Annotated in this window: 16 protein-coding genes and 1 pseudogene; 11 read left to right on the top strand and 6 right to left on the bottom strand. The window is 37.5% G+C overall.

The window, feature by feature from the left end; all coding sequences use genetic code 11:
• Positions 1 to 24 precede the first annotated feature (24 nt).
• Complete coding sequence (locus tag ACLLO5_RS12520) at positions 25 to 1,497, bottom strand: TldD/PmbA family protein (protein ID WP_413175781.1); 1,473 nt, start codon at positions 1,495 to 1,497, stop codon at positions 25 to 27.
• A 333-nt stretch (positions 1,498 to 1,830) separates the two neighbouring features.
• On the opposite strand from ACLLO5_RS12520, the gene ACLLO5_RS12515 reads away from it, so the two are divergent.
• The 8 genes from ACLLO5_RS12515 (at position 1,831) to ACLLO5_RS12480 (ending at position 11,343) form a co-directional block, all read left to right on the top strand.
• A complete protein-coding gene (locus ACLLO5_RS12515) occupies positions 1,831 to 2,784 on the top strand; it encodes a diguanylate cyclase (RefSeq protein WP_413175780.1) in 954 nt (317 codons plus the stop codon).
• Between the two features lie 164 nt (positions 2,785 to 2,948).
• Positions 2,949 to 3,740, top strand: a complete 792-nt coding sequence (locus ACLLO5_RS12510; RefSeq protein ID WP_413175779.1) for a glutathione S-transferase family protein — start codon at positions 2,949 to 2,951, stop codon at positions 3,738 to 3,740.
• Positions 3,741 to 3,853: 113 nt separating this feature from the next.
• Positions 3,854 to 5,584 (top strand): helicase HerA domain-containing protein, encoded by a 1,731-nt coding sequence (locus tag ACLLO5_RS12505; protein ID WP_413175778.1) that lies wholly within the window; start codon positions 3,854 to 3,856, stop codon positions 5,582 to 5,584.
• Positions 5,585 to 6,268: 684 nt separating this feature from the next.
• A complete protein-coding gene (locus ACLLO5_RS12500) occupies positions 6,269 to 7,252 on the top strand; it encodes an RNA polymerase sigma factor, RpoD/SigA family (RefSeq protein ID WP_413175777.1) in 984 nt (327 codons plus the stop codon).
• 308 nt (positions 7,253 to 7,560) lie between these two features.
• Positions 7,561 to 8,904, top strand: a complete 1,344-nt coding sequence (locus ACLLO5_RS12495; protein WP_413175776.1) for a P-loop NTPase fold protein — start codon at positions 7,561 to 7,563, stop codon at positions 8,902 to 8,904.
• On the top strand, positions 8,864 to 10,798 hold the full coding sequence (locus ACLLO5_RS12490; RefSeq protein ID WP_413175775.1) for a tetratricopeptide repeat protein: 1,935 nt from the start codon (positions 8,864 to 8,866) through the stop codon (positions 10,796 to 10,798). The genes ACLLO5_RS12495 and ACLLO5_RS12490 overlap by 41 nt, the downstream gene beginning before the upstream one ends.
• 75 nt (positions 10,799 to 10,873) lie before the next feature.
• Positions 10,874 to 11,143, top strand: coding sequence for a DUF4258 domain-containing protein (locus ACLLO5_RS12485; protein WP_413175774.1), 270 nt, complete (start codon positions 10,874 to 10,876; stop codon positions 11,141 to 11,143).
• Positions 11,140 to 11,343, top strand: coding sequence for a DUF2283 domain-containing protein (locus tag ACLLO5_RS12480; protein ID WP_413175773.1), 204 nt, complete (start codon positions 11,140 to 11,142; stop codon positions 11,341 to 11,343). Before ACLLO5_RS12485 ends, ACLLO5_RS12480 begins: the two co-directional genes overlap by 4 nt.
• Before the next feature lie 30 nt (positions 11,344 to 11,373).
• Here ACLLO5_RS12480 and ACLLO5_RS12475 read toward each other — a convergent pair whose 3' ends face one another.
• Positions 11,374 to 11,739 carry a FitA-like ribbon-helix-helix domain-containing protein gene (locus tag ACLLO5_RS12475; RefSeq protein WP_413175772.1) on the bottom strand — a complete coding sequence of 122 codons (366 nt, stop codon included), beginning with the start codon at positions 11,737 to 11,739 and terminating at the stop codon, positions 11,374 to 11,376.
• A 67-nt stretch (positions 11,740 to 11,806) separates the two neighbouring features.
• On the bottom strand, positions 11,807 to 12,256 hold the full coding sequence (locus ACLLO5_RS12470; protein WP_413175771.1) for a hypothetical protein: 450 nt from the start codon (positions 12,254 to 12,256) through the stop codon (positions 11,807 to 11,809).
• A gap of 515 nt (positions 12,257 to 12,771) precedes the next feature.
• Here ACLLO5_RS12470 and ACLLO5_RS12465 point away from each other — a divergent pair.
• Positions 12,772 to 13,506, top strand: a complete 735-nt coding sequence (locus ACLLO5_RS12465; RefSeq protein WP_413175770.1) for a hypothetical protein — start codon at positions 12,772 to 12,774, stop codon at positions 13,504 to 13,506.
• A gap of 1 nt (position 13,507) precedes the next feature.
• Here the strand turns inward: ACLLO5_RS12465 and cobO are convergent, their stop codons facing one another.
• A complete protein-coding gene (gene cobO, locus ACLLO5_RS12460; protein WP_413175769.1) occupies positions 13,508 to 14,191 on the bottom strand; it encodes a cob(I)yrinic acid a,c-diamide adenosyltransferase in 684 nt (227 codons plus the stop codon).
• 442 nt (positions 14,192 to 14,633) lie between these two features.
• Between cobO and ACLLO5_RS12455 the strand changes: the two genes are divergently transcribed.
• Positions 14,634 to 15,785 (top strand): homospermidine biosynthesis protein, encoded by a 1,152-nt coding sequence (locus ACLLO5_RS12455; RefSeq protein WP_413175768.1) that lies wholly within the window; start codon positions 14,634 to 14,636, stop codon positions 15,783 to 15,785.
• Positions 15,786 to 15,862: 77 nt separating this feature from the next.
• On the opposite strand, the pseudogene ACLLO5_RS12450 reads toward ACLLO5_RS12455, so the two are convergent.
• A pseudogene (locus tag ACLLO5_RS12450) lies at positions 15,863 to 16,111 on the bottom strand (hypothetical protein); the annotation flags it as partial.
• A gap of 110 nt (positions 16,112 to 16,221) precedes the next feature.
• On the opposite strand from ACLLO5_RS12450, the gene ACLLO5_RS12445 reads away from it, so the two are divergent.
• A complete protein-coding gene (locus tag ACLLO5_RS12445; RefSeq protein WP_413175767.1) occupies positions 16,222 to 17,925 on the top strand; it encodes a reverse transcriptase domain-containing protein in 1,704 nt (567 codons plus the stop codon).
• 826 nt (positions 17,926 to 18,751) lie between these two features.
• Here ACLLO5_RS12445 and fabG read toward each other — a convergent pair.
• Positions 18,752 to 19,447 carry a 3-oxoacyl-ACP reductase FabG gene (gene fabG, locus ACLLO5_RS12440; protein WP_413175766.1) on the bottom strand — a complete coding sequence of 232 codons (696 nt, stop codon included), beginning with the start codon at positions 19,445 to 19,447 and terminating at the stop codon, positions 18,752 to 18,754.
• Positions 19,448 to 19,567 lie beyond the last annotated feature (120 nt).

Here is a 19,567-nt window from a genome sequence, read left to right as displayed (position 1 = left end):
TCTGATGATTTTTATTTGTTGTTTTTATCGTCCACCAACTGTAATGGAATCAACCTTAATATGAGGTTGTCCAACTGTGGTGTAAATGCTGCCGCTGACTGAACCACAAAAACCGGGAGCTAATTCTAAATCTTGGGAACACATGGAAATTTTGTTCATAATTTCCTTGGCTTCACCGATGAGGGTAGCGCCTTTTAGTGGTTTGGTAAGTTTGCCATTTTCTATTAAGTAAGCTTCGTCAACGCTAAAGTTAAATTGACCTGTTGCACCGACACTACCACCACCCATTTTTTTGCAATAAATACCTTTATCAATGGAGGCAAATAAGTCTTCGTTGCTGTAGTTGCCTGTATCAATATAGGTATTTCGCATCCGACTGGCAGCTGCAAAGGAGTAATTTTGACGGCGACCGCTGCCTGTTCTGGGGTGTCCGGTGCGGACTGAACCGGTTCTGTCAGCTAGGAAGTTTTTGAGAATGCCTTTTTCAATTAATAATGTTCTTTGGGCTGGCATTCCTTCGTCATCCATATCAATTGTTCCGAAGGCATTATCAGTGCGTCCTTCATCCCATGCTGTTAAACTTTCATGGGCGATTTTTTCGCCTTTTTTATCCGCAAATGGTGTGGTTTGGCGTTCAATTTGGGTAGTTTCTAACAGGTGTCCGCAGGCTTCATGGAAAATGACACCACCAAAATGATTGGCCATAATAATGGGGTAGGTTCCTGATTCTACGTAATCTGCATAAAGCATTTTACCTGCGGATTCGGCGATTTGTTCGGATGCCTGTTGATAATCCCAAGTTCTCAGGAAGTTAGCATCACTGGTGTTACCTGCACGTTCACCTATGGAGGCGCGGTTAGCACCGTCAGCGCAAAGAATATTAAAGCCGACGGACTGGGTGAGGCGGATATCACGGGCAAATGTGCCATCACTGGCAGCAACTAAGACTTCTTGCCAGTCACGGAAATAGGTAGCACGGCGAGATTGGACGTGAGTAGCTTTTTTGTGGAGTTGGGCAGTACCATCAAGGAGGATTTCTCCCATTTCGCGGATAGAACTGCACAGAGGTAGCCAGCCATCTTTACCACGTTTGGTGGCGTAGTCTCTAAGTAATTCTAGGTTGATTTCGGGTATGAAAGCACTCGGTCCGGGTAGTTGTAATCCCAGGATGGAAAGACCTTTTTCTAAAGCTGCTTTTAAACCGGCAAATGTCAGGTTATTGGTGCTAACGTAACAGTCAGCCTTGCCTCGAAATACTCTCACTCCTGCACCTGTGGCTAAACTAGGTGAAATACTGGTGATGATTTCGTCTTCTGCCAAGCAGCTAATGTGGTTACGACGTTCTAAAAAGAATTCGATAAAGTCTGCACCTGCAGCACGTCCCAGCCCTAAAAGGGTTGCCAGGGGTGCTTCCCAAGTTTCATCAAATCGTTCTGTGGTTGATGAATATTGTAGACTGGGTAGTTGGTTTGAGAGAAGTAAGGTATTTGTAAGCATGAATAGCCTCGTCTGCTGGCGTGATTCAGATATCTGACCGAAGAGATCCTGGTGACATCAGTCTAACAAATCCATGAAAACGAGTGTTGGCATGGAGATAGTAGGGTTTTCCGCCATGTTTTCAAGATGTTATTATTTACTCAATACATAGAAATAGTTGACTTTTAAAAATACCATAAGATTGTATAATTTATTTTCTAGATGTTTCCAGAGATGTTGTTTTGCTGTTGTTATTGACTAAATATATCAATTGTACGAAAAAATAATTAAGGTGAACTGTTAAACATTAAATGATAATAATTCATTTTTTAATAATCAATATAGGATATTTGTATGTCACTATTTAAACCTGAAGATTGCTTGATTTTAGTTGTAGATGATGTGAAATTAAATCTCCAAATTGTTGCCAAGATTTTAGATAATGTGGGCTATGAATACACATTTGCTTCTAATGGTTATCAAGCCTTGGAACGAGTGCAATCTGCTCGCCCAGATTTAATTTTATTAGATTTAATGATGCCAGAAATGGATGGTTTGGAAGTATGTGAAAAAATTCAAGCTAATCCAGAGTTGTCAGAAATTCCAATTATATTTATATCTGCTAGTCAGGAGCAAGAGCATTTACTTCAAGCTTTTCAAAAGGGAGCGGTTGATTATGTTGCTAAACCGTTTCATACTGCGGAACTTTTGGCTCGTGTGAGAATGCACTTGGAGTTAAAATATTCACGGCAAAAATTGAAAAATTTATTGCAGGAACAAGTAGAATTAGTCAAACAATTAGAAACTTTAGCTAATACTGACCCCTTAACTGGTGTGTGGAATCGTCGTTATCTGCTGATGATAGCCGAGGAAGAAATAAAGCGCAGTCAGCTACATAATATTTCTTTTGCTGTACTTTTAATAGATATTGACCATTTTAAGAAAATTAATGATACTTATGGGCATAGTATAGGGGATGATGTAATTATTTTTATGACTAAAACTGTTCTCAATCATTTGCGGAGTACAGATTGTTTTGGTAGGTTTGGTGGTGAAGAGTTTGTGGCGTTATTGCCAGAAACAGATATGGATGAAGCCATGATCATGGCTGAAGGTATCAGAGAAAATATTAAAAACCAATATATTACTTTTGAAGAGCAAAAAGTATCAATCACAATCAGTATTGGTGTTTCCAGTTATAGGACGGGAGATAAAAATATTGATAGTATTCTTCAACGAGCCGACCGGGCGCTTTATCAAGCGAAACATGAAGGGCGTAACCGGGTGATATCATGTCCCTGGGAATAGATGTGATGCTTTTAAGTTGTACAAATGGTATTTCCCTGATTTTTGATTTTTCGTGCCTACTTAATAATAGACTTGTCCATTATTTAGCAATCTATCTAAAAGAGATCGTAAACTAAAGATAAAATTGTAAAATCAATCAATAAGTTAGTGACAAGGAATAGAAGATGCTGGAACTATATCAGTGGGAACTATCTCAATATTCAGAGAAAGTGCGTCTAATCCTTGATTATAAAGGTTTGGAGTATCGTAAAATTGAAGTTACGCCGGGGATTGGACAAGTTGAATTGTTTCGTTTGACTGGCCAAAAACAAGTTCCTGTGTTGAAGGATGGCCATAGATATATTGTAGATTCTACAGAAATAGCTAAGTATTTAGACTCAGAATATCCTGAAAACCCACTATTTCCAAAAGATCCAAAAAAACGTGCTGCGGCTTTATTGATGGAAGATTGGGCGGATGAGTCTATAGGTGTTAAGGGTAGAAAAGCTCTATTTGCGGCAATTAGTCAAGATCAAAATTTCCGCAAGTCTTTATTACCTGTTTCGACACCAGATATTCTCAAAAGTATGGTTGAAGGTGTCCCTGCTGATTTTCTGAATGTGTTGGGTTTGGGAGTTGGTTTTAGTCCTGATGTCATTAATTCGGCGATCGCTAGTTTAAAACAAGATTTGGAAATCCTGACGGAATTATTATCAGATAGTCCTTATCTGTTGGGAGATGAACCAACAATAGCTGATTTAGCAGTGGCTGGATTGTCGATATTGTTGAAATTTCCACAAGGGCCTTATTTAGATTTACCAGAGTCTCTCAGAGGTAAAGGGTTGCCTATTTTAGCGGATAATCCTGATTATGAACCATTTTTCACCTGGCGCGATCGCCTTTACGCCCAATTTAGAAAACCCTTATCAGGTCAACCTCCGGCTGGAAATGCACCAACTTCGATTCAAATTGATTAATTTAGGTGATAGATGATAGGTGACAGGTGACAGGTGACAGGTGACAGAAAGAAATTTACCAATTACCAATTACCTGTTCCCTGTTAAGAGTTCCCTCTTCTCTGACAAATAAAATGAATTCAGGACAACCATTAGGTTCAGTTATTGAAGGTTCCCTCACTGGGGGTTTAGAAGTGAGATTACACCCGGATATTTCTGTAGAAGATATGCGGGTGGGTAAATTTCTGGTGGTACAAGGGGTGCGATCGCGCTTTTTCTGTATGCTGACAGATGTATCATTAGGTGCAGCAAACGCGCGAATTATTGCTAACCCTCCCGGTTGGGAAGATACATTTTTGCGAGAAGTTTTAGCCGGAAGTGGTACTTACGGGATGATCAACCTCTCACCAATGTTGATGTTTACCCCAGAATCCAATGAATCTTTCTCCTCCACCAACGGTAAATCACTCAATCCCTTTATTCCATCTACCAATGGTTTAGCATCATTTAAACCCCAAACCAGCACGACGATGGAATTGCTACCTGTAAAAACCATTCCTAGTCACTTTAGCCAAGTGTATGAAGCCAGTGAAGAAGATTTCCGCAAAGTATTTGGCTGGGAAGATGACCCCCACAGAAAAAACTTCTCCATCGGTAAACCCTTAGATATGGATGTGCCGATTTGTATAGATTTAAATCGGTTTGTGGAACGGAGTAATGGCGTTTTTGGTAAATCTGGAACTGGGAAATCTTTCCTGACTCGCTTACTTTTAGCTGGTGTAATTCGCAAAAGTGCGGCTGTTAACTTGATATTTGATATGCACTCAGAATATGGCTGGGAAGCAGTCGCAGAAGGTAAAGAAGTTAACACCGTCAAAGGTTTAAAACAATTATTTCCCGGTCAAGTCGAAGTATACACCCTTGACCCCGAATCAACAAAGCGTAGGGGTGTAAGAGATGCTCAAGAAATATATCTTAGCTATGAACAAGTAGAAGTAGAAGATATTAAACTATGTGGTAGAGAATTAGGACTTTCAGATGCAGCTTTAGATAACGCCAATATCCTCTGCAATGAATTGGGCAAATCTTGGATTACTCAATTGTTCAATATGACAGGTGAGGATATTAAGCTTTTTTGCGATGACAAGCCAGGACATCCAGGTTCAATTACTTCTTTACAACGCAAGCTACTACGTTTAGATAGTTTGAAATATATGCGGGCGGTGAGTCCCCTCAACTATATTAATAAAATTTTACAATCTTTAGAAGCTGGGAAAAATGTGGTTGTGGAATTTGGTTCCCAATCAAATATGCTCTCTTATATGTTGGTGACTAATATGATCACCAGACGCATTCACGAGCATTATGTCAAAAGAGCAGATAGATTTCTGCAAAGTAAAAATCCTCTAGATCGGCCAACACCATTAATGATTACAATTGAGGAAGCACACCGCTTTCTTGACCCAGCCGTGGTACAAAGTACAATTTTTGGAACTATAGCTAGAGAACTGCGGAAATATTTCGTAACACTTTTGGTAGTTGATCAACGTCCGTCGGGGATAGATAATGAAGTTATGTCCCAAATTGGTACTCGCATCACGGCTTTGCTTAACGACGAAAAAGATATTGATGCAATTTTTACAGGTGTATCTGGTGCAGGAGCTTTGCGTTCAGTCTTGGCTAAGTTAGATTCCAAGCAACAAGCGTTAATATTAGGTCATGCTGTTCCTATGCCAGTGGTTGTGCGTACCCGTCCTTATGATTCAACTTTTTATAGGGAAATTGGCGATCAAGTTTGGGAAGAAAAGTCAGATGCTGAAGTTTTTGCAGCCGCAGAACTAGCCAAAGCCGACTTAGGTTTTTAGTGATAGTTGATAGTTGATAGTTGATAGTTGATAGTTGACAGGGTTACATTCTCTTTGAACTACTGAACTGCTGAACTACTAACTACTGACTCCTGACTCCTGACTCCTGACTCCTGACTCCTGACTCCTGACTCCTGACTCCTGACTCCTGACTCCTGACTCCTGACTCCTGACTCCTGACTCCTGACAAATTACCATTTCGTGACATCCCTCCATCAGGGAAGCCTCACAAGTTCGGTTATCCGGCTACTTGTAAGCAACAGAAGAGGGGTTTTTCGCGTCACTATAAAAATAGTCAGCGTTTTTAAGGAACTTCAAAATCAGCTTTAACAGACAGCACACTTTGGTTTATAATAGAAAGATTTATCTGCTTCTCTTTACTATCTGCCAAACTTGCCGTACCATTGAAAAGTAATACTCATACTGACTTCGTGTTTTACAGTTGCTGTCAGCGACTGAAGGAAAGAAGAATTCTTGAAAACAAACCAGTGTGCTTCTAAGATTTTCCAAAATTGAGGAAGGGTAGGGAAACCCATCCCAGGCTAATACCGTCTTGACAACAGCTAGATTAATTAATTGCTTATTGTAGCTCACCTCTGTCGAGTGATGTTTATGCCACCCTTTTCCATTTACTCTAGTTGAGAAAAAATTCTTTGTGTTTAGGGAGTAGAGGATAACGCACCAATGCCTACTGTTAACACGCAAACTGAAAACCTGAATACCAAATTCACGGCTGATATGGTGCGAACCTATCTGCGAGAAATTGGTCGTGTACCACTGCTAACCCGTGAACAAGAGATTGTGTATGGGAAGCAGGTACAGCAAATGATGACGCTGTTGGATGCTAAAGAAGTTTTAGCAAAAAAACTAGACCATGAACCTAGTTTACCAGAATGGGCTGCCCATGTTAACCAATCGGAAACGGAAGTTAAGCATACGGTAGCGCAAGGTAAGCGAGCCAAGCAAAAAATGATTGAAGCGAATTTGCGTTTGGTTGTAGCTATTGCTAAAAAATATCAAAAGCGGAATATGGAATTTCTGGATTTAATCCAGGAAGGAACATTGGGATTAGAAAGAGGTGTGGAGAAATTTGACCCAATGCGGGGTTATAAGTTCTCGACCTATGCGTACTGGTGGATTCGTCAAGCGATTACAAGAGCGATCGCTCAACAAGGCCGAACAATCCGCTTACCAATCCATATTACCGAAAAGCTGAACAAAATTAAAAAAGTGCAGCGAGAGTTGGCGCAAAAGTTGGGAAGGTCTCCTTCACCTACAGAAATCGCCAAAGAACTGGAATTAGAACCTGCTCAGATTCGTGAATATCTGAACATGGCGCGTCAACCAGTATCCTTAGATGTGCGGGTTGGTGATAACCAAGATACCGAACTCCAAGAAATGCTGGAAGATGATGGACCATCGCCAGAATATTACACTACCCAGGAATTCTTGCGCCAAGACCTGAATAACCTGTTAGCAGAACTAACACCCCAACAGCGTGAAGTTTTAGCATTGCGCTTTGGCTTGGAAGATGGTAATGAAATGTCCTTAGCGAAAGTTGGTGAACGTTTAAACCTCAGCCGTGAGCGAGTTCGTCAACTGGAACATCAAGCTCTTGCTCATTTACGTCGCCGTCGCGCCAATGTTAAAGAATACGTCGCCAGCTAAAAGTATAGACAAGCACCCGCTTGTCCGTAATAAATACATATCACTTTTAGCGGTTCGCCTCCTGAATTCAGGGGGCTATTTTTTTGTTAGTTGTCAGTTGTTATAGCAGGAGGCAGGAGGCAGAGGGCAGGAGGCAGGAGGCAGAGGGCAGGAGGCAGGAGGGAAAGCCTTGTTATATCTAGGTTTCAAGAATTCATAATGTCCTAATTATCCTGGCTACAGCTATATATCATGTCTGTTTGAATAGTTATCAGAAAAGTTGTATTTTTAAAGTAATCTATTGTTAAAAGTGAAAATATACTCTTTTTATGAATCAACCTAATTTTCAACGTGCTAATACTTTTAAAGCTGCTTATAATGCTTGTACTTTAGAACCATTAGAAGGTGAAGAAATAGAAAAATACTATGTTGATTTATCAGCAGTACGTAAAACCTCAGCAGTTGATGGTGTAAGTACAATTTTAGACTTTCAAGAACCAGCAAATTTCAGCACTATTTTATTTACTGGTCATCGTGGTTCTGGTAAAAGTACAGAATTAAAACGTATTCAAAAACTCTGGAAAGAAAATTATCATGTGATTTATTTAGAAGTAAATGAAGAAACAGATATTAACGACGCTAATTATACGGATTTATATTTAATTGTGATCAAACAAGTTGAGTTTGCTTTACGTAAATTAGGCTTAAATTTTGATCAAAGATTATTAAATAGTTTTGAAGCCTGGTTTAAAGAAATTACTAAAGAAAATGAAGAAAGTGTAGAAAAATCTGTCAGTGTAGAATCAGAAGCAAGTTTAGAAGGTGGTGCGCCATTTATTGCTAAATTAATGGTGAAATTATTGGCACAAATAAAAGGTTCTGATAAGCAGAAAACCACAATTCGCCAAACCTTAGAAAAAGATATATCCCGTCTCAAAGCAGATATTAATTTATTACTAGATGATGCTTATGTTAAATTGCGAAAAAAATACCCAGACTATAAAGGATTGTTGATTATTTTTGATAACTTAGATCGCATTCCTCCTAGAGTAGCAGATCATTTATTTTTTGATTATGCGGCACAATTACAAGAACTTCATTGTACAATTATTTATACAGTTCCTATCTCTGTTTTGTGTTCGCCCAAAAATCCCCTATCTTTGTTTAATGGTAATCCTCACATTGTTCCAATGGTGAATATATACCAATTAGACCGAAATATTTACAATTTAGACTATAACCAACCAGGACTAGATGCAATAGCGAGTTTAGTAGAAAAACGGGTAGATATTGATGCTGTGTTTAATTCCCGTGCAGAATTGCTAGAATTAGCTAAAGCCAGTGGTGGCCATGTGCGTCAACTTATGCAAATGATGAGATCAGCTTGTCAAACAGCCAGCACTAAAAAGCATCCTAAAATTTTGGCAGAAGATATTATTTATGCTGTGAAACAACAACAATTTAGCTTTGAAAGATTTATTCCCAATGACCATTATCCATTGTTAGCGCAAGTTTGTATTAATAAAGATGTAAGTAAAGATGATATTGGACAGTTAATGTTGTTTAATACTTCGGTTTTAGAATACAACGGTGATAACCGATGGAATTATCCTAACCCAGTGGTAATGCAAAATGAATTCTTCAAACAAGCACTGGCAGAAATTACAACCTGATTTTAACGTTGAATTGGGGCAATTTATCGCTCTGAATGAAGATATTTTTGCGGAATTGTTAACCTTTATCGACTTTTCTGAAAAATTAACTTTAGGATTTATTGAAATTAATTTTCCTCCTGATGCAGAGTTATTAATCGAAGCTTTAAAAATAAATTCTCAATGTGAAGAGATTCAATTTGTAATACTCAAATTTGCTGATCCTAATTTACGCTTTTTACGCGATGAAATTGTCAAAGAATTACCAAAAATTGAGAAACAAGCCAATAAAAAGTTAGTATTAATAATTCAAGGTTTAGAAAAATCAATAGGTCTTTCTGGAGAATATCCACCAGTTTTACAAGATTTGAATTTTGTAAGGGATGCTTATAAAAAAACAGTACCCCATCCTATATTATTTATTTTACCAGATTACGCTATTAACAGATTAGCTAAATTTGCCCCTGACTTTTGGGCTTGGCGTTCTGGTGTGTTTAGATTTAAAACTTTAGAAACAACCAGAGAAAATGCCATTGCTCAAACTTTGGAATCTGAAATAAAAATTGATAGAGTAGAACCACAGGAAAAACAAGAAAGGATTGAGATTTTACAACGTTTATTAATGGAATATAAACCTACCTGTGAAGAAGTAAATGATGGCAATTTACGCAGGTATAGTAATATTTTATTAGAATTGGGAACAGCTTATATTAGTCAGCATCAACCGGAAATAGCAAGGAAATATTTAGCGGAAGCTTTACAAATTGCAGAAAAATTAGCAGATGGAAATTCTAAAAGTTGGGTTTTAAATAAAATTGGTGATGCTTATAGTGAGGAAAGGAAGTTTGAAACAGCAATTAATTATTATCAACAGGGTTTAGATATTGCCAAAGAACTAAAAAATAGTAATGGTGAAGGTTATGCTTTATTTAAATTAGGTAATGCTTATTTGGATTTACGGCGGTTCTCAGAAGCTAGAGAATATTATCAACAGTGTTTAAAAATTGGTGAAGAATTGAGCAATCGCTTTTCTCAAGCTATTACCTACCACAATTTGGGAAGTGTAGCCCAGGAATTGCGAGAATATGCCCAAGCACGGGAATTTTATCAACAAGCTTTAGCTATTTTTATTGAATATGGCGATCGCTATAAACAAGCCAGAACTTACCACAATTTGGGAAGTGTAGCCCAGGAATTGCGAGAATATGCCCAAGCACGGGAATTTTATCAACAAGCTTTAGCTATTTTTATTGAATATGGCGATCGCTATGAACAAGCCAGAACTTACCACCAGTTGGGAATTGTAGCCCAGGAATTGCGAGAATATGCCCAAGCACGGGAATTTTATCAACAAGCTTTAGCTATTTTTATTGAATATGGCGATCGCTTTTCTCAAGCTAGTACCTACCACAATTTGGGAAGTGTAGCCCAGGAATTGCGAGAATATGCCCAAGCACGGGAATTTTATCAACAAGCTTTAGCTATCAAAATTGAATATGGCGATCGCTTTTCTCAAGCTGGAACTTACCACGAGTTGGGAAGAGTAGCCCAAAATTTGCGAGAATATGTCCAAGCGCGGGAATTTTATGAGCAAGCTTTAGCTATCAAAATTGAATATGGCGATCGCTTTTCTCAAGCTGGAACCTACCACAATTTGGGATATGTAGCCCAGGAAATGCGAGAATATGCCCAAGCACGGGAATTTTATCAACAAGCTTTAGCTATCAAAATTGAATATGGCGATCGCTTTTCTCAAGCCTTAACTTACCACTGTTTAGGAACACTTGCAAAAGCACAGGAAGATTATCAAGAGGCGAGGGTAAATTTACAAACAGCGTTAGATATATATATTGAATATAAAGATGAATATTGGGCAAATATTGCGAAGAAGATTTTAGAGAGATTACCAGAGTGATGTAATTTTGGCTTTTAAATTACTGTTATCTTGGATAATACAGTGAGTGAAACAATATTCAAAGGTAATGAGTGAGTGACAAACACAGACAACTTTCCTTATGACTTGACTGTTCATGCCCAACAAGTCATTACCGCAAGAGAAATTCAACTAGAATGGGTAGCACGGGTATTAGCAGAACCCCAGAAAACAGAACCAGATCGGGAAGATCCAGAATTACGTCACGCTTTAGCTCGCATTCCTGAAAATGGTAATAGAGTATTGCGTGTTGTGTACAATGAAAATAAAGAACCTTGGCGAATTATCACTGTTTATTTTGACCGCACCCAAAGGAATAAATTATGAAAGTACATATTGATGAAGAAGCTGATGCTCTCTATTTGCGTCTGGATGAATCAAAAATTATTGAATCTGAAGAAGTTTATCCAGGAATTGTACTTGATTTTAATGAACAAAATCAGGTTATAGGTATTGAAGTTTTACAGTTATCAAGTAGAATAAATTTGACAACAAAAAATATAAAAGTTGAAATTTCTCAATCATAAATCATCACTCCTTCTATAATTTCTGTAAAATTATCTTCCTAATTCTCTAGCTTCCCTGATTGATAAATTACCTAATGAAATTCCCGATTGTAATTCCTTGAGTTTCGCTTTGATTTCTAATAATTCCTGTTGACTATTTCCTGTCGAAGTTTCCATTAATTCAGGCGTATTTTTATCTATAGACTGAGAATGAATCTGAATTTGCTGCAACATTAAATCTGCTTTACACTGAATTATGTCTTCCGCAAATAATTTAACTTCTTCTGTTTTTCTTACTGTTAAATGTTGTAAAATTGACTTTACCTCAGCTTGTAAAGAATGCCCATGCTTTTGAGCGCGAGATTTTAGCCACTCGATAATATTTGGATCTAAGTCATCTAAAATAATTGGATTCATAAGCATTGAGTTCTGCGAGGGAGTGAAAACCTGTGAGGACGGGGAAACCCCGCCCCTACATCATAAATTATTTGGCTGGGGGTAAAGTTCCGCTACTAGTAGTCGGTGGTTCTGTATAATCGCAAAAGATATTTACCCCTATTTTGAGGATATACAAAACTATAACGGTTGCGATCGCCGGATCAAGGGGTAAACCGTTGGCTGAGGCTAAACTCACTAAGGAAACTATCGCACCTGTCAGCAAAGGTGAACTACCGGGATTTTTCGTATATTCCTTGATTTGACCACGAAACCCGTCATCGCCGCAAAGTTCATTTCGCAGGTTTTTCAGGGTGATATCCAACAAAGATTTACCTTCCCCCATGATGACTTGACCATTTTTTTCTCGCCATAAATCTTGAAAAGCTGTTTCCATATTGCCATTGTGCTTTTCTAAATGATCCATTGCTTCCAGTCCGGGGGTATAGTCGGGCATTAATTCCCGCATGGCTTGGATTTCGCTGCTAATGAGTTGCATAACTGATTCAGGCTTTTTACTGAGGGGTGTGAAAATTAACTACATTTCAGAGATTAGCATTTCACTTTCCCCTTAATTTTCCCTGTTCTCGTCCGAAATTCCCAGGTTTGCTGTTGTAGTTAATCATTAGATAGAGATTACCAAGGTTTAAATCAAAAATGTGTATCACATTTGAAGAACAAATCAAGTGATCATGATCAACAATTTACCTCTGTTTACCCCTTGAGAAATTTATAAACAAAATGTCAAACTCAAAATATCCCACATATTAAATGAGAATTTGAAAAATATTTTTACCATCCCCTAAAAGAGTGAATTTTTTAGGTGCAGCCAGAAAATTTCCAACAATGATATTGTGAGATTCTCAATAAAAAATATAGAAAAACTCCAGTTTTCCACTGTTTTTTACTCCCGATTATATATAAAACCTTTGAGGGAATCACGAAGTATCAGTGTTTAGTTAAGATTTAAGCGAATTGCAGGTAAGTAGTTAATTTTATTACAGGAGAAATCAGGTGCTTAACAATATTTCTAAATTCATTCCCTCTCATCAGTTAACATTTCCTGTTATTGGACTACTTGTTACTAGTGGGATTTTAGGATTGAGTGTAATTGGTAATCAGACGAAAATTAACTTAAAATCTACAGCTATTGCAGCAGATTTACCAAGTCATACTAACCAGATTCAAGGTAGACATGAAAATGTTGTTCTGCCGAATCAGAACGGTATTAGAGATCCACAAAATCAAGTGCAATTCAATAGTCTTGCTGCTAACAATTTATCATCTCCATCTGTCACCATAAATACTCCAACTATTCCTACAACAATTCCCACAAAGACAAGACAATTACAAGGCACATCACCAGTAAATTTCCCTGAAAAAGATGGAATTTACCTTTATGGTCAGTCCTCAGCACCAAACCAGCTAGGACAAGGTTATATTGTCTTTCAAAAACATGAAGGTAAGGTAATTGGTGCATTGTATATGCCCAGTTCTGAGTTTAGCTGTTTTCAAGGTACGCTTGCTAAGTCGGGAGAATTGGCTATGACGGTAACTAGTTCTCCGGGTGAAGCTGGTTTAACTCAGGTTTCAACAGCTAGTAGAATACCCAGATTGAATGATGAAAATGCTATCACTTACGCCCATTCCATAGCACTGCAAGACTATCATCAGTTAAATTCTGTCAGTGCTAATGATCAACAAATTTTACAGGCTTGTAGTCAAGATTTAAGCGGTGCTGGTCAGTAGTTTAATACTCAATTCCCGCTTGGGCTTTAATCCCTTGATCTCGAAAAGGATGCTTAATTAAGGTCATTTCTGTGACTAAATCTGCTTTTTCAATTAAAGCTGGTGGTGCGCCTCTACCTGTGAGAATTACGTGCTTATCTGGTGGTTTTTGGGCTAAACCTGCTAATACTTGTTCAACTTCTAAGTAACCTAGTTTGAGTGCAATGTTGATTTCGTCCAATAGTACGAGTTTAAAATCTGGGTTGCGGATAAATTCTAATGATTTATCCCAAGCCGCACTGGCTTTATCTAAATCGCGATCGCGATCTTGAGTTTCCCAGGTAAAGCCTTCACCCATTGCATGAAATTCTAGTTGGTCTGGCCAATGGCTGAAAACCCGCTTCTCTGAAGGTTCCCAAGCGCCTTTGATGAATTGAACGATCGCTACTTTATATCCATGACCAAGCGATCGCATTACCATTCCTAACGCCGCAGTAGTTTTCCCCTTACCATGTCCTGTATTGACGATAATTAAACCTTTTTCCGGTATGGCTTTAGCTATGCGTTGATCTTGGACTTCCTTACGTCGCTGCATTTTTTGGCGATACTGTTCATCATTCAGAGATGATGACGATGACATAACCTCATCTATCAAACGCGAAAGTTCTTGATCAGAATTTAATTCTTCTGGGGTGTCGTTTTTCATCTATATATTTTATCCAGCAACAACTTTTACAAATCAAAATTTACCTGGATCGGGAATTTATACAATTAATTACTTCTTGTTTATTAGTGATTTTATTATCAAGACAAAGAAAAATATGTTATTAATTATAACATTATTTCTACTGGCAAAGAAATAAATTAATCTTTTGTTGACATTTTAATATAAAAAACTGTAATTCTCACAAACATAGAGACGTTAAACGCCCAGAAAATCAATCAGCGAATTTAACTAAAGGGTTAACAATGCTTTAACCCTTATCTGGAGAGGCTTTTAATAAAGCTATAATTTGCCCAAACAGGTAATTATTGTGATTTTTAACCAAGATGCTAACCTTGTGTATCAAGAAGACTTGAAACAATTGCTGAAAAGCTAGATAACATTAGATGCGGGGTATTTACCATTTATTTGAAAGTGAGCAAAAATGTCAAAACTGCAAAGTAAGAAAATTGCACCTATACCCATGTCAGCCGATATTGGTGTGGTTGATTTGATTAATAACTACTTCACCGCTTACAACTCAGCCCGGTTGCGAGAAGCTTGTCAACTGCTGAGTCAGGATATCTTTCAACCAGGTGTAACAGTCGGGGTTAGCCTTTCCGGGGCGATGACACCAGCGGGTTTTGGAGTTTCCGCCCTTGCACCTTTAATTCGTCATGGTTTTATTGACTGGATGATTAGCACTGGTGCAAATCTTTACCATGATATGCACTATGGTTTAGGTTTTGAATTGTTTGCGGGTAGTCCGTTTTTAGATGATGTCAAATTACGGGAGGAAGGAACAATCAGAATTTATGACATTATCTTTGGCTATGATGTGCTGTTAGAAACTGACGCTTTTATCCGTAAAGTTTTGCAAGCTGAACCGTTTCAAAAACGCATGGGAACGGCTGAATTTCATTATTTGCTAGGTAAGTATGTGCGGGAAGTAGAAAAGCAATTAGGTGTGCAGCATTCCTGTTTATTAGCTACAGCTTATGAATGTGGCGTACCTATTTATACTTCTTCTCCTGGTGATAGTTCCATTGGGATGAATGTGGCGGCTTTGGCTTTAGAAGGTTCAAAGTTGGTGATTGATCCGTCTATTGATGTCAATGAAACAGCGGCTATTGTCTATGGGGCGAGAGAAAACGATGGTACAAGTGCAGCCGTAATTCTCGGTGGTGGTAGTCCTAAGAACTTTTTATTACAAACACAACCGCAGCTTCACGAGGTTCTAGGATTGGAAGAAAGAGGACATGATTTCTTTGTCCAGTTTACCGACGCGCGTCCAGATACAGGTGGTTTATCGGGTGCGACTCCAGCGGAAGCGGTGAGTTGGGGTAAAGTTGACCCCGATGAGTTACCTAACACAATTGTTTGTTATACAGATAGTACAATTGCGCTGCCTTTGGTAACAGCTTATGTGTTGAATCAATGCGAATTTCGTCCGTTAAAGCGTTTGTATGATAGACGGGAAGCATTGTTAGAGACTTTGCAAAAAGATTACCTTGCGGCTAAAGACAAGCCAGTTGTTAAGGAAGAAGCTGCTGAGGAAGTAGCTACTTATCCTTGCGGTACGCCTGTTAAACGTTAGGGTTTTAGTATAATATTGTGGGCTGGTGGGCGATCGCTTTTCACGGTGTATCGCCCCTATATTTGTTCATCCAATGTCTATTTACTACTTTGCTGTTTGATTGCTTGTTTCACCACTTCGATATCTAACTCAAGTATACGAGCAATTTGTTCTACAGTTAGCCCTTCATTTAACAGTCTAGGAATGGTTTCTAACTTCGTTTCTTCTTTTACTTCTTGATAAAATCGAGTTTGCTGCCATTCTGTTAATCCAAACATTGCTTCTAACTCCTGACGGCTATAGGATGAGAATTTGTAAACCAGCATTCTTTCTACTAATTCTAAAAGATCATTTCCAATGACACCAGCAAACCCGTCTGGGAATAAATTCTGTTAAAACGGACTAAAACTGTATATTATTTTCAATAAATATTCAACCAATTGCATTTACCAACAATATGGACTTTAATCAAATTCTCAATAGAGGTATTTATCTCTACAAATCACAAAAATATATTGAAGCTCTTGATTGTTTCAATCAAATAATTTCTCAAGATCCAAATAGTTATCAAGCTTATCACTACCGGGGTTTAATCCGTAGGAAACAAAGAGATGATCAAGGTGCAATTGCTGAGTTACAAAAAGCTAATACACTCATTGCTGATGGAGAATATACAAATATCTTTCAAAAAATGCAGGATTTAATTGGCAAAGATTATCCCCATCATTCAAATAATGAAAATAATGATAGTGCTGACTTTATTTATATTGAATACGGGGGTACTTGGTACATAGAAAAAGAAATATATGAATGGATATCCGCAGACTTAAATAAATTGGAGAGTTTCCTTTCTAAAAGATTAAAAAAAATTGATTTACTGCGAAAAAAGTATAGCCAAAATTCCCAGTTTAATCAGCAGAAATTAGAAAGTAAAAACTTACCCATATATAATTCCTATGAAGAAATTGCTCAAGCCATGGGAATTAGTATTAAAGGTTTACGCTTTCTGGCTTTTTCTCGCAAATATTATCATTATAATCGGTTTCAAATACCTAAAAAACCTAGTGGATATCGGCAAATTTCCGCCCCCAAAAAATTATTAAAAAAAGCTCAAAATTGGATATTGCATAATATTTTAGAACAAATAAAATTACATGATGCTGCTCACGGGTTCTGTTTACAACGTTCAATAGTGACCAATGCACAGATTCATGTAGGTAAAGAAGTCATTATTAATATGGATCTCAAAGATTTTTTTCCTTCAATTTCTTATAAACGAGTTAAGGGACTTTTTAAATCCTTTGGATATTCAGAAATAGCCTCAACAATTTTTGCTTTGATTTGCACTGAACCAAAAATTAAAGAAGTGGAAATAAACGGAGTAAATAATTATATATTATCATGGACAGATCGTTATTTACCCCAAGGCGCACCAAGTAGTCCAGCAATTACCAATATTCTTTGTCGCAGGTTGGATAGAAGATTAACTTTTATGGCTAAAGAATATGGTTTTGATTATACTCGCTATGCTGATGATTTAACTTTTTCTGCTGCTGGTGAGAGTCTTGTGAATATCAATAATATTCTCAAACTTACTAATTTGATTGTTAAAAAAGAAGACTTTGAAATTAATGAAAATAAAACTAGGGTAGTTCGCAATTATCGCAGACAGGAAGTAACAGGTATCATCGTTAATGAAAAACTGAATATTTCCAGAGATAAAATTAAAACTTTTCGTGCTGTTCTTTATAAAATTGAAAAAGATGGACTGCAAAATTATACTTGGGGAAAGTCCCAGGATATTATGGCAGCTATTGAAGGGTTTGCTAATTTTGTGGTAATGGTAAATCCAGAAAAAGGTGCTAAATTTATAGAGCAGATCAAACGAATTAAAGAAAAATATTTACGTAAACGTGAAAAATCTGTATTGGTTCATCAAGAGTTTATGACTCAATCTCATATTGTTAAACAAATTAATTATAAACTCAAAGAATTGAAATTTAATAAAACTAAAAAACGCCAACATTTACAGGAAAATTATCATAAACTTTCTTTGCAACAATTAACAGAAGAAGAACTATTAGAATTTTTACATTACTTAACAAACTGGCAACCAGAAAAATTTTGTTTTAGTAACACAGATGATCCTGTTCCTTTCTAAAACACTTGTTTTTTATACCTTCAATGTTTTATACTTTAATCATCACGCGCCATTATCAACAGGTAAAACAGCCTTGCATTTGGGCGGTGGAGCGCCGCCCTTTGTGTTTAAGCTAATTCTTGTTCACCTGGCTATCGCCGTTCGGTGAGCAAGTATGTGCTTTACCATAATCAAAGCTTACTGTTTACGTCGGTGTAAACTATTATGAGTTTTTATGGACGCTACGCGCTATAGGGATTTTTCCTTTCCTTTGGGCTTTGGGCTTACGAAGGGGCAACCTAATAACAATGTCGCGTGATATTTTTTATATATACTTGCGTTAACTAGCAATAAAATATGTATATTTATGTACAGAAGGCAATTGAAAAAATAAAAAAATATTTTCCCCCATTAATAAAAAATACCAACACCTGAAGAATTAGAATATCCTGCTGATTTTTTTGATAAAACTGCTGGAAAATGGGAAGGTGATTTTTTAGTTTGATTTAATGAATTCTAAACTTACCCTATCTTCACCATAATTAGCGACTAAAACAAATTGAAAAAGAAGATAATGGGTATGTTTCCCTTTGTCCAGAATCAGATATTGTTAGTCAGGGAGACAGCATTGAGGAAGCAAAAGATAATTTAAAAGAAGCAATTGAAGCTGGTAATGGGTAATTGATAATAAAACCCTAATTTTAATCCTCTTAATCCTTAAATCCTGGCAATCCTGTTCGCGTAGCGTGGCGTAGCCATTTCTGACAGTTTCCTTAACCATACAAAAAACACCCATCCAGTTATTTTTCTGAATGGGCATTAATTCAAAAAAACTACAATTTAATTATCAAACATTCCCATAAACAGGAACTGCTGCACCTCTAATATCCTTAGCAGCTTCCGAAGCTAAAAAACAAATAACCTCAGCAATAGATTCAGGTTTTACCCACTTATATGCGTTGTCTGCACCCATAGCTTCCCGGTTGCTGGGAGTATCAATGATACCAGGAAGGACGGTATTTGCAGTGATATTAGTTCCTTTGGTTTCATCGGCTATAGCCTTTGTTAATGAGATCACACCAGCCTTAGCCGCAGAATAAGCCGCTAATTGTCCCGCAGGTTCTACACCCGCACGAGAACCGACGGTGACAATGCGTCCATAGCCATTTTCTAACATACTTTTAAGGCTATATTTGCAAGCCAAAAAAGTTGTATTCAGATTTAATTCTAACTCACGCTTCCAATCGTAAAAGCTGTATTCATGAGTTTTCCCCATTGAAAAACCGCCCACTAAATGAATTAAAACATCTACTCTTATCATCCGACTGATCAGTTTATCTACCGATGCTTCATCTTCCAAATTAGCAGGAATAAATTTAATTCTGGCAATATCCGCAGGTGATAGAATCCCTTTGAGACGTTCTACATCTTTAGGACTACGATAGGGAATTGTTACTTCAGCACCTTGGGCTAAAACTGCGGGTGTCACACCTAAACCTAGTCCACCAGTACCACCAGTGAGTAAAACTTGTTTACCTTTCATGAAAGATGCACTCTTTTGATCTTCATAATTAAAGATAGCGCGATCGCCTGAAGTTTAAGTTATCGAAACAATCGGGTCTAGAACCTGGCCTTTTAAGGTGAAAAAAAGTTTTTGGCGCTG

Source organism: Anabaena azotica SJ-1, assembly GCF_047275885.1.
Taxonomy (GTDB): domain Bacteria; phylum Cyanobacteriota; class Cyanobacteriia; order Cyanobacteriales; family Nostocaceae; genus Trichormus_B; species Trichormus_B azotica_A.
The sequence above is the reverse complement of the archived record's forward strand: the minus strand, read 5'-3'. Positions and strand labels throughout refer to the sequence as shown.

Coding starts and splice junctions, on each gene's coding strand:
- ACLLO5_RS12520 (WP_413175781.1), bottom strand. CDS start 1,497: ATGCTTACAAATACCTTACTTCTCTCAAACCAACTACCCAGTCTACAA.
- ACLLO5_RS12515 (WP_413175780.1), top strand. CDS start 1,831: ATGTCACTATTTAAACCTGAAGATTGCTTGATTTTAGTTGTAGATGAT.
- ACLLO5_RS12510 (WP_413175779.1), top strand. CDS start 2,949: ATGCTGGAACTATATCAGTGGGAACTATCTCAATATTCAGAGAAAGTG.
- ACLLO5_RS12505 (WP_413175778.1), top strand. CDS start 3,854: ATGAATTCAGGACAACCATTAGGTTCAGTTATTGAAGGTTCCCTCACT.
- ACLLO5_RS12500 (WP_413175777.1), top strand. CDS start 6,269: ATGCCTACTGTTAACACGCAAACTGAAAACCTGAATACCAAATTCACG.
- ACLLO5_RS12495 (WP_413175776.1), top strand. CDS start 7,561: ATGAATCAACCTAATTTTCAACGTGCTAATACTTTTAAAGCTGCTTAT.
- ACLLO5_RS12490 (WP_413175775.1), top strand. CDS start 8,864: ATGAATTCTTCAAACAAGCACTGGCAGAAATTACAACCTGATTTTAAC.
- ACLLO5_RS12480 (WP_413175773.1), top strand. CDS start 11,140: ATGAAAGTACATATTGATGAAGAAGCTGATGCTCTCTATTTGCGTCTG.
- ACLLO5_RS12475 (WP_413175772.1), bottom strand. CDS start 11,739: ATGAATCCAATTATTTTAGATGACTTAGATCCAAATATTATCGAGTGG.
- ACLLO5_RS12470 (WP_413175771.1), bottom strand. CDS start 12,256: ATGCAACTCATTAGCAGCGAAATCCAAGCCATGCGGGAATTAATGCCC.
- cobO (WP_413175769.1), bottom strand. CDS start 14,191: ATGAAAAACGACACCCCAGAAGAATTAAATTCTGATCAAGAACTTTCG.
- ACLLO5_RS12455 (WP_413175768.1), top strand. CDS start 14,634: ATGTCAAAACTGCAAAGTAAGAAAATTGCACCTATACCCATGTCAGCC.
- ACLLO5_RS12445 (WP_413175767.1), top strand. CDS start 16,222: ATGGACTTTAATCAAATTCTCAATAGAGGTATTTATCTCTACAAATCA.
- fabG (WP_413175766.1), bottom strand. CDS start 19,447: ATGAAAGGTAAACAAGTTTTACTCACTGGTGGTACTGGTGGACTAGGT.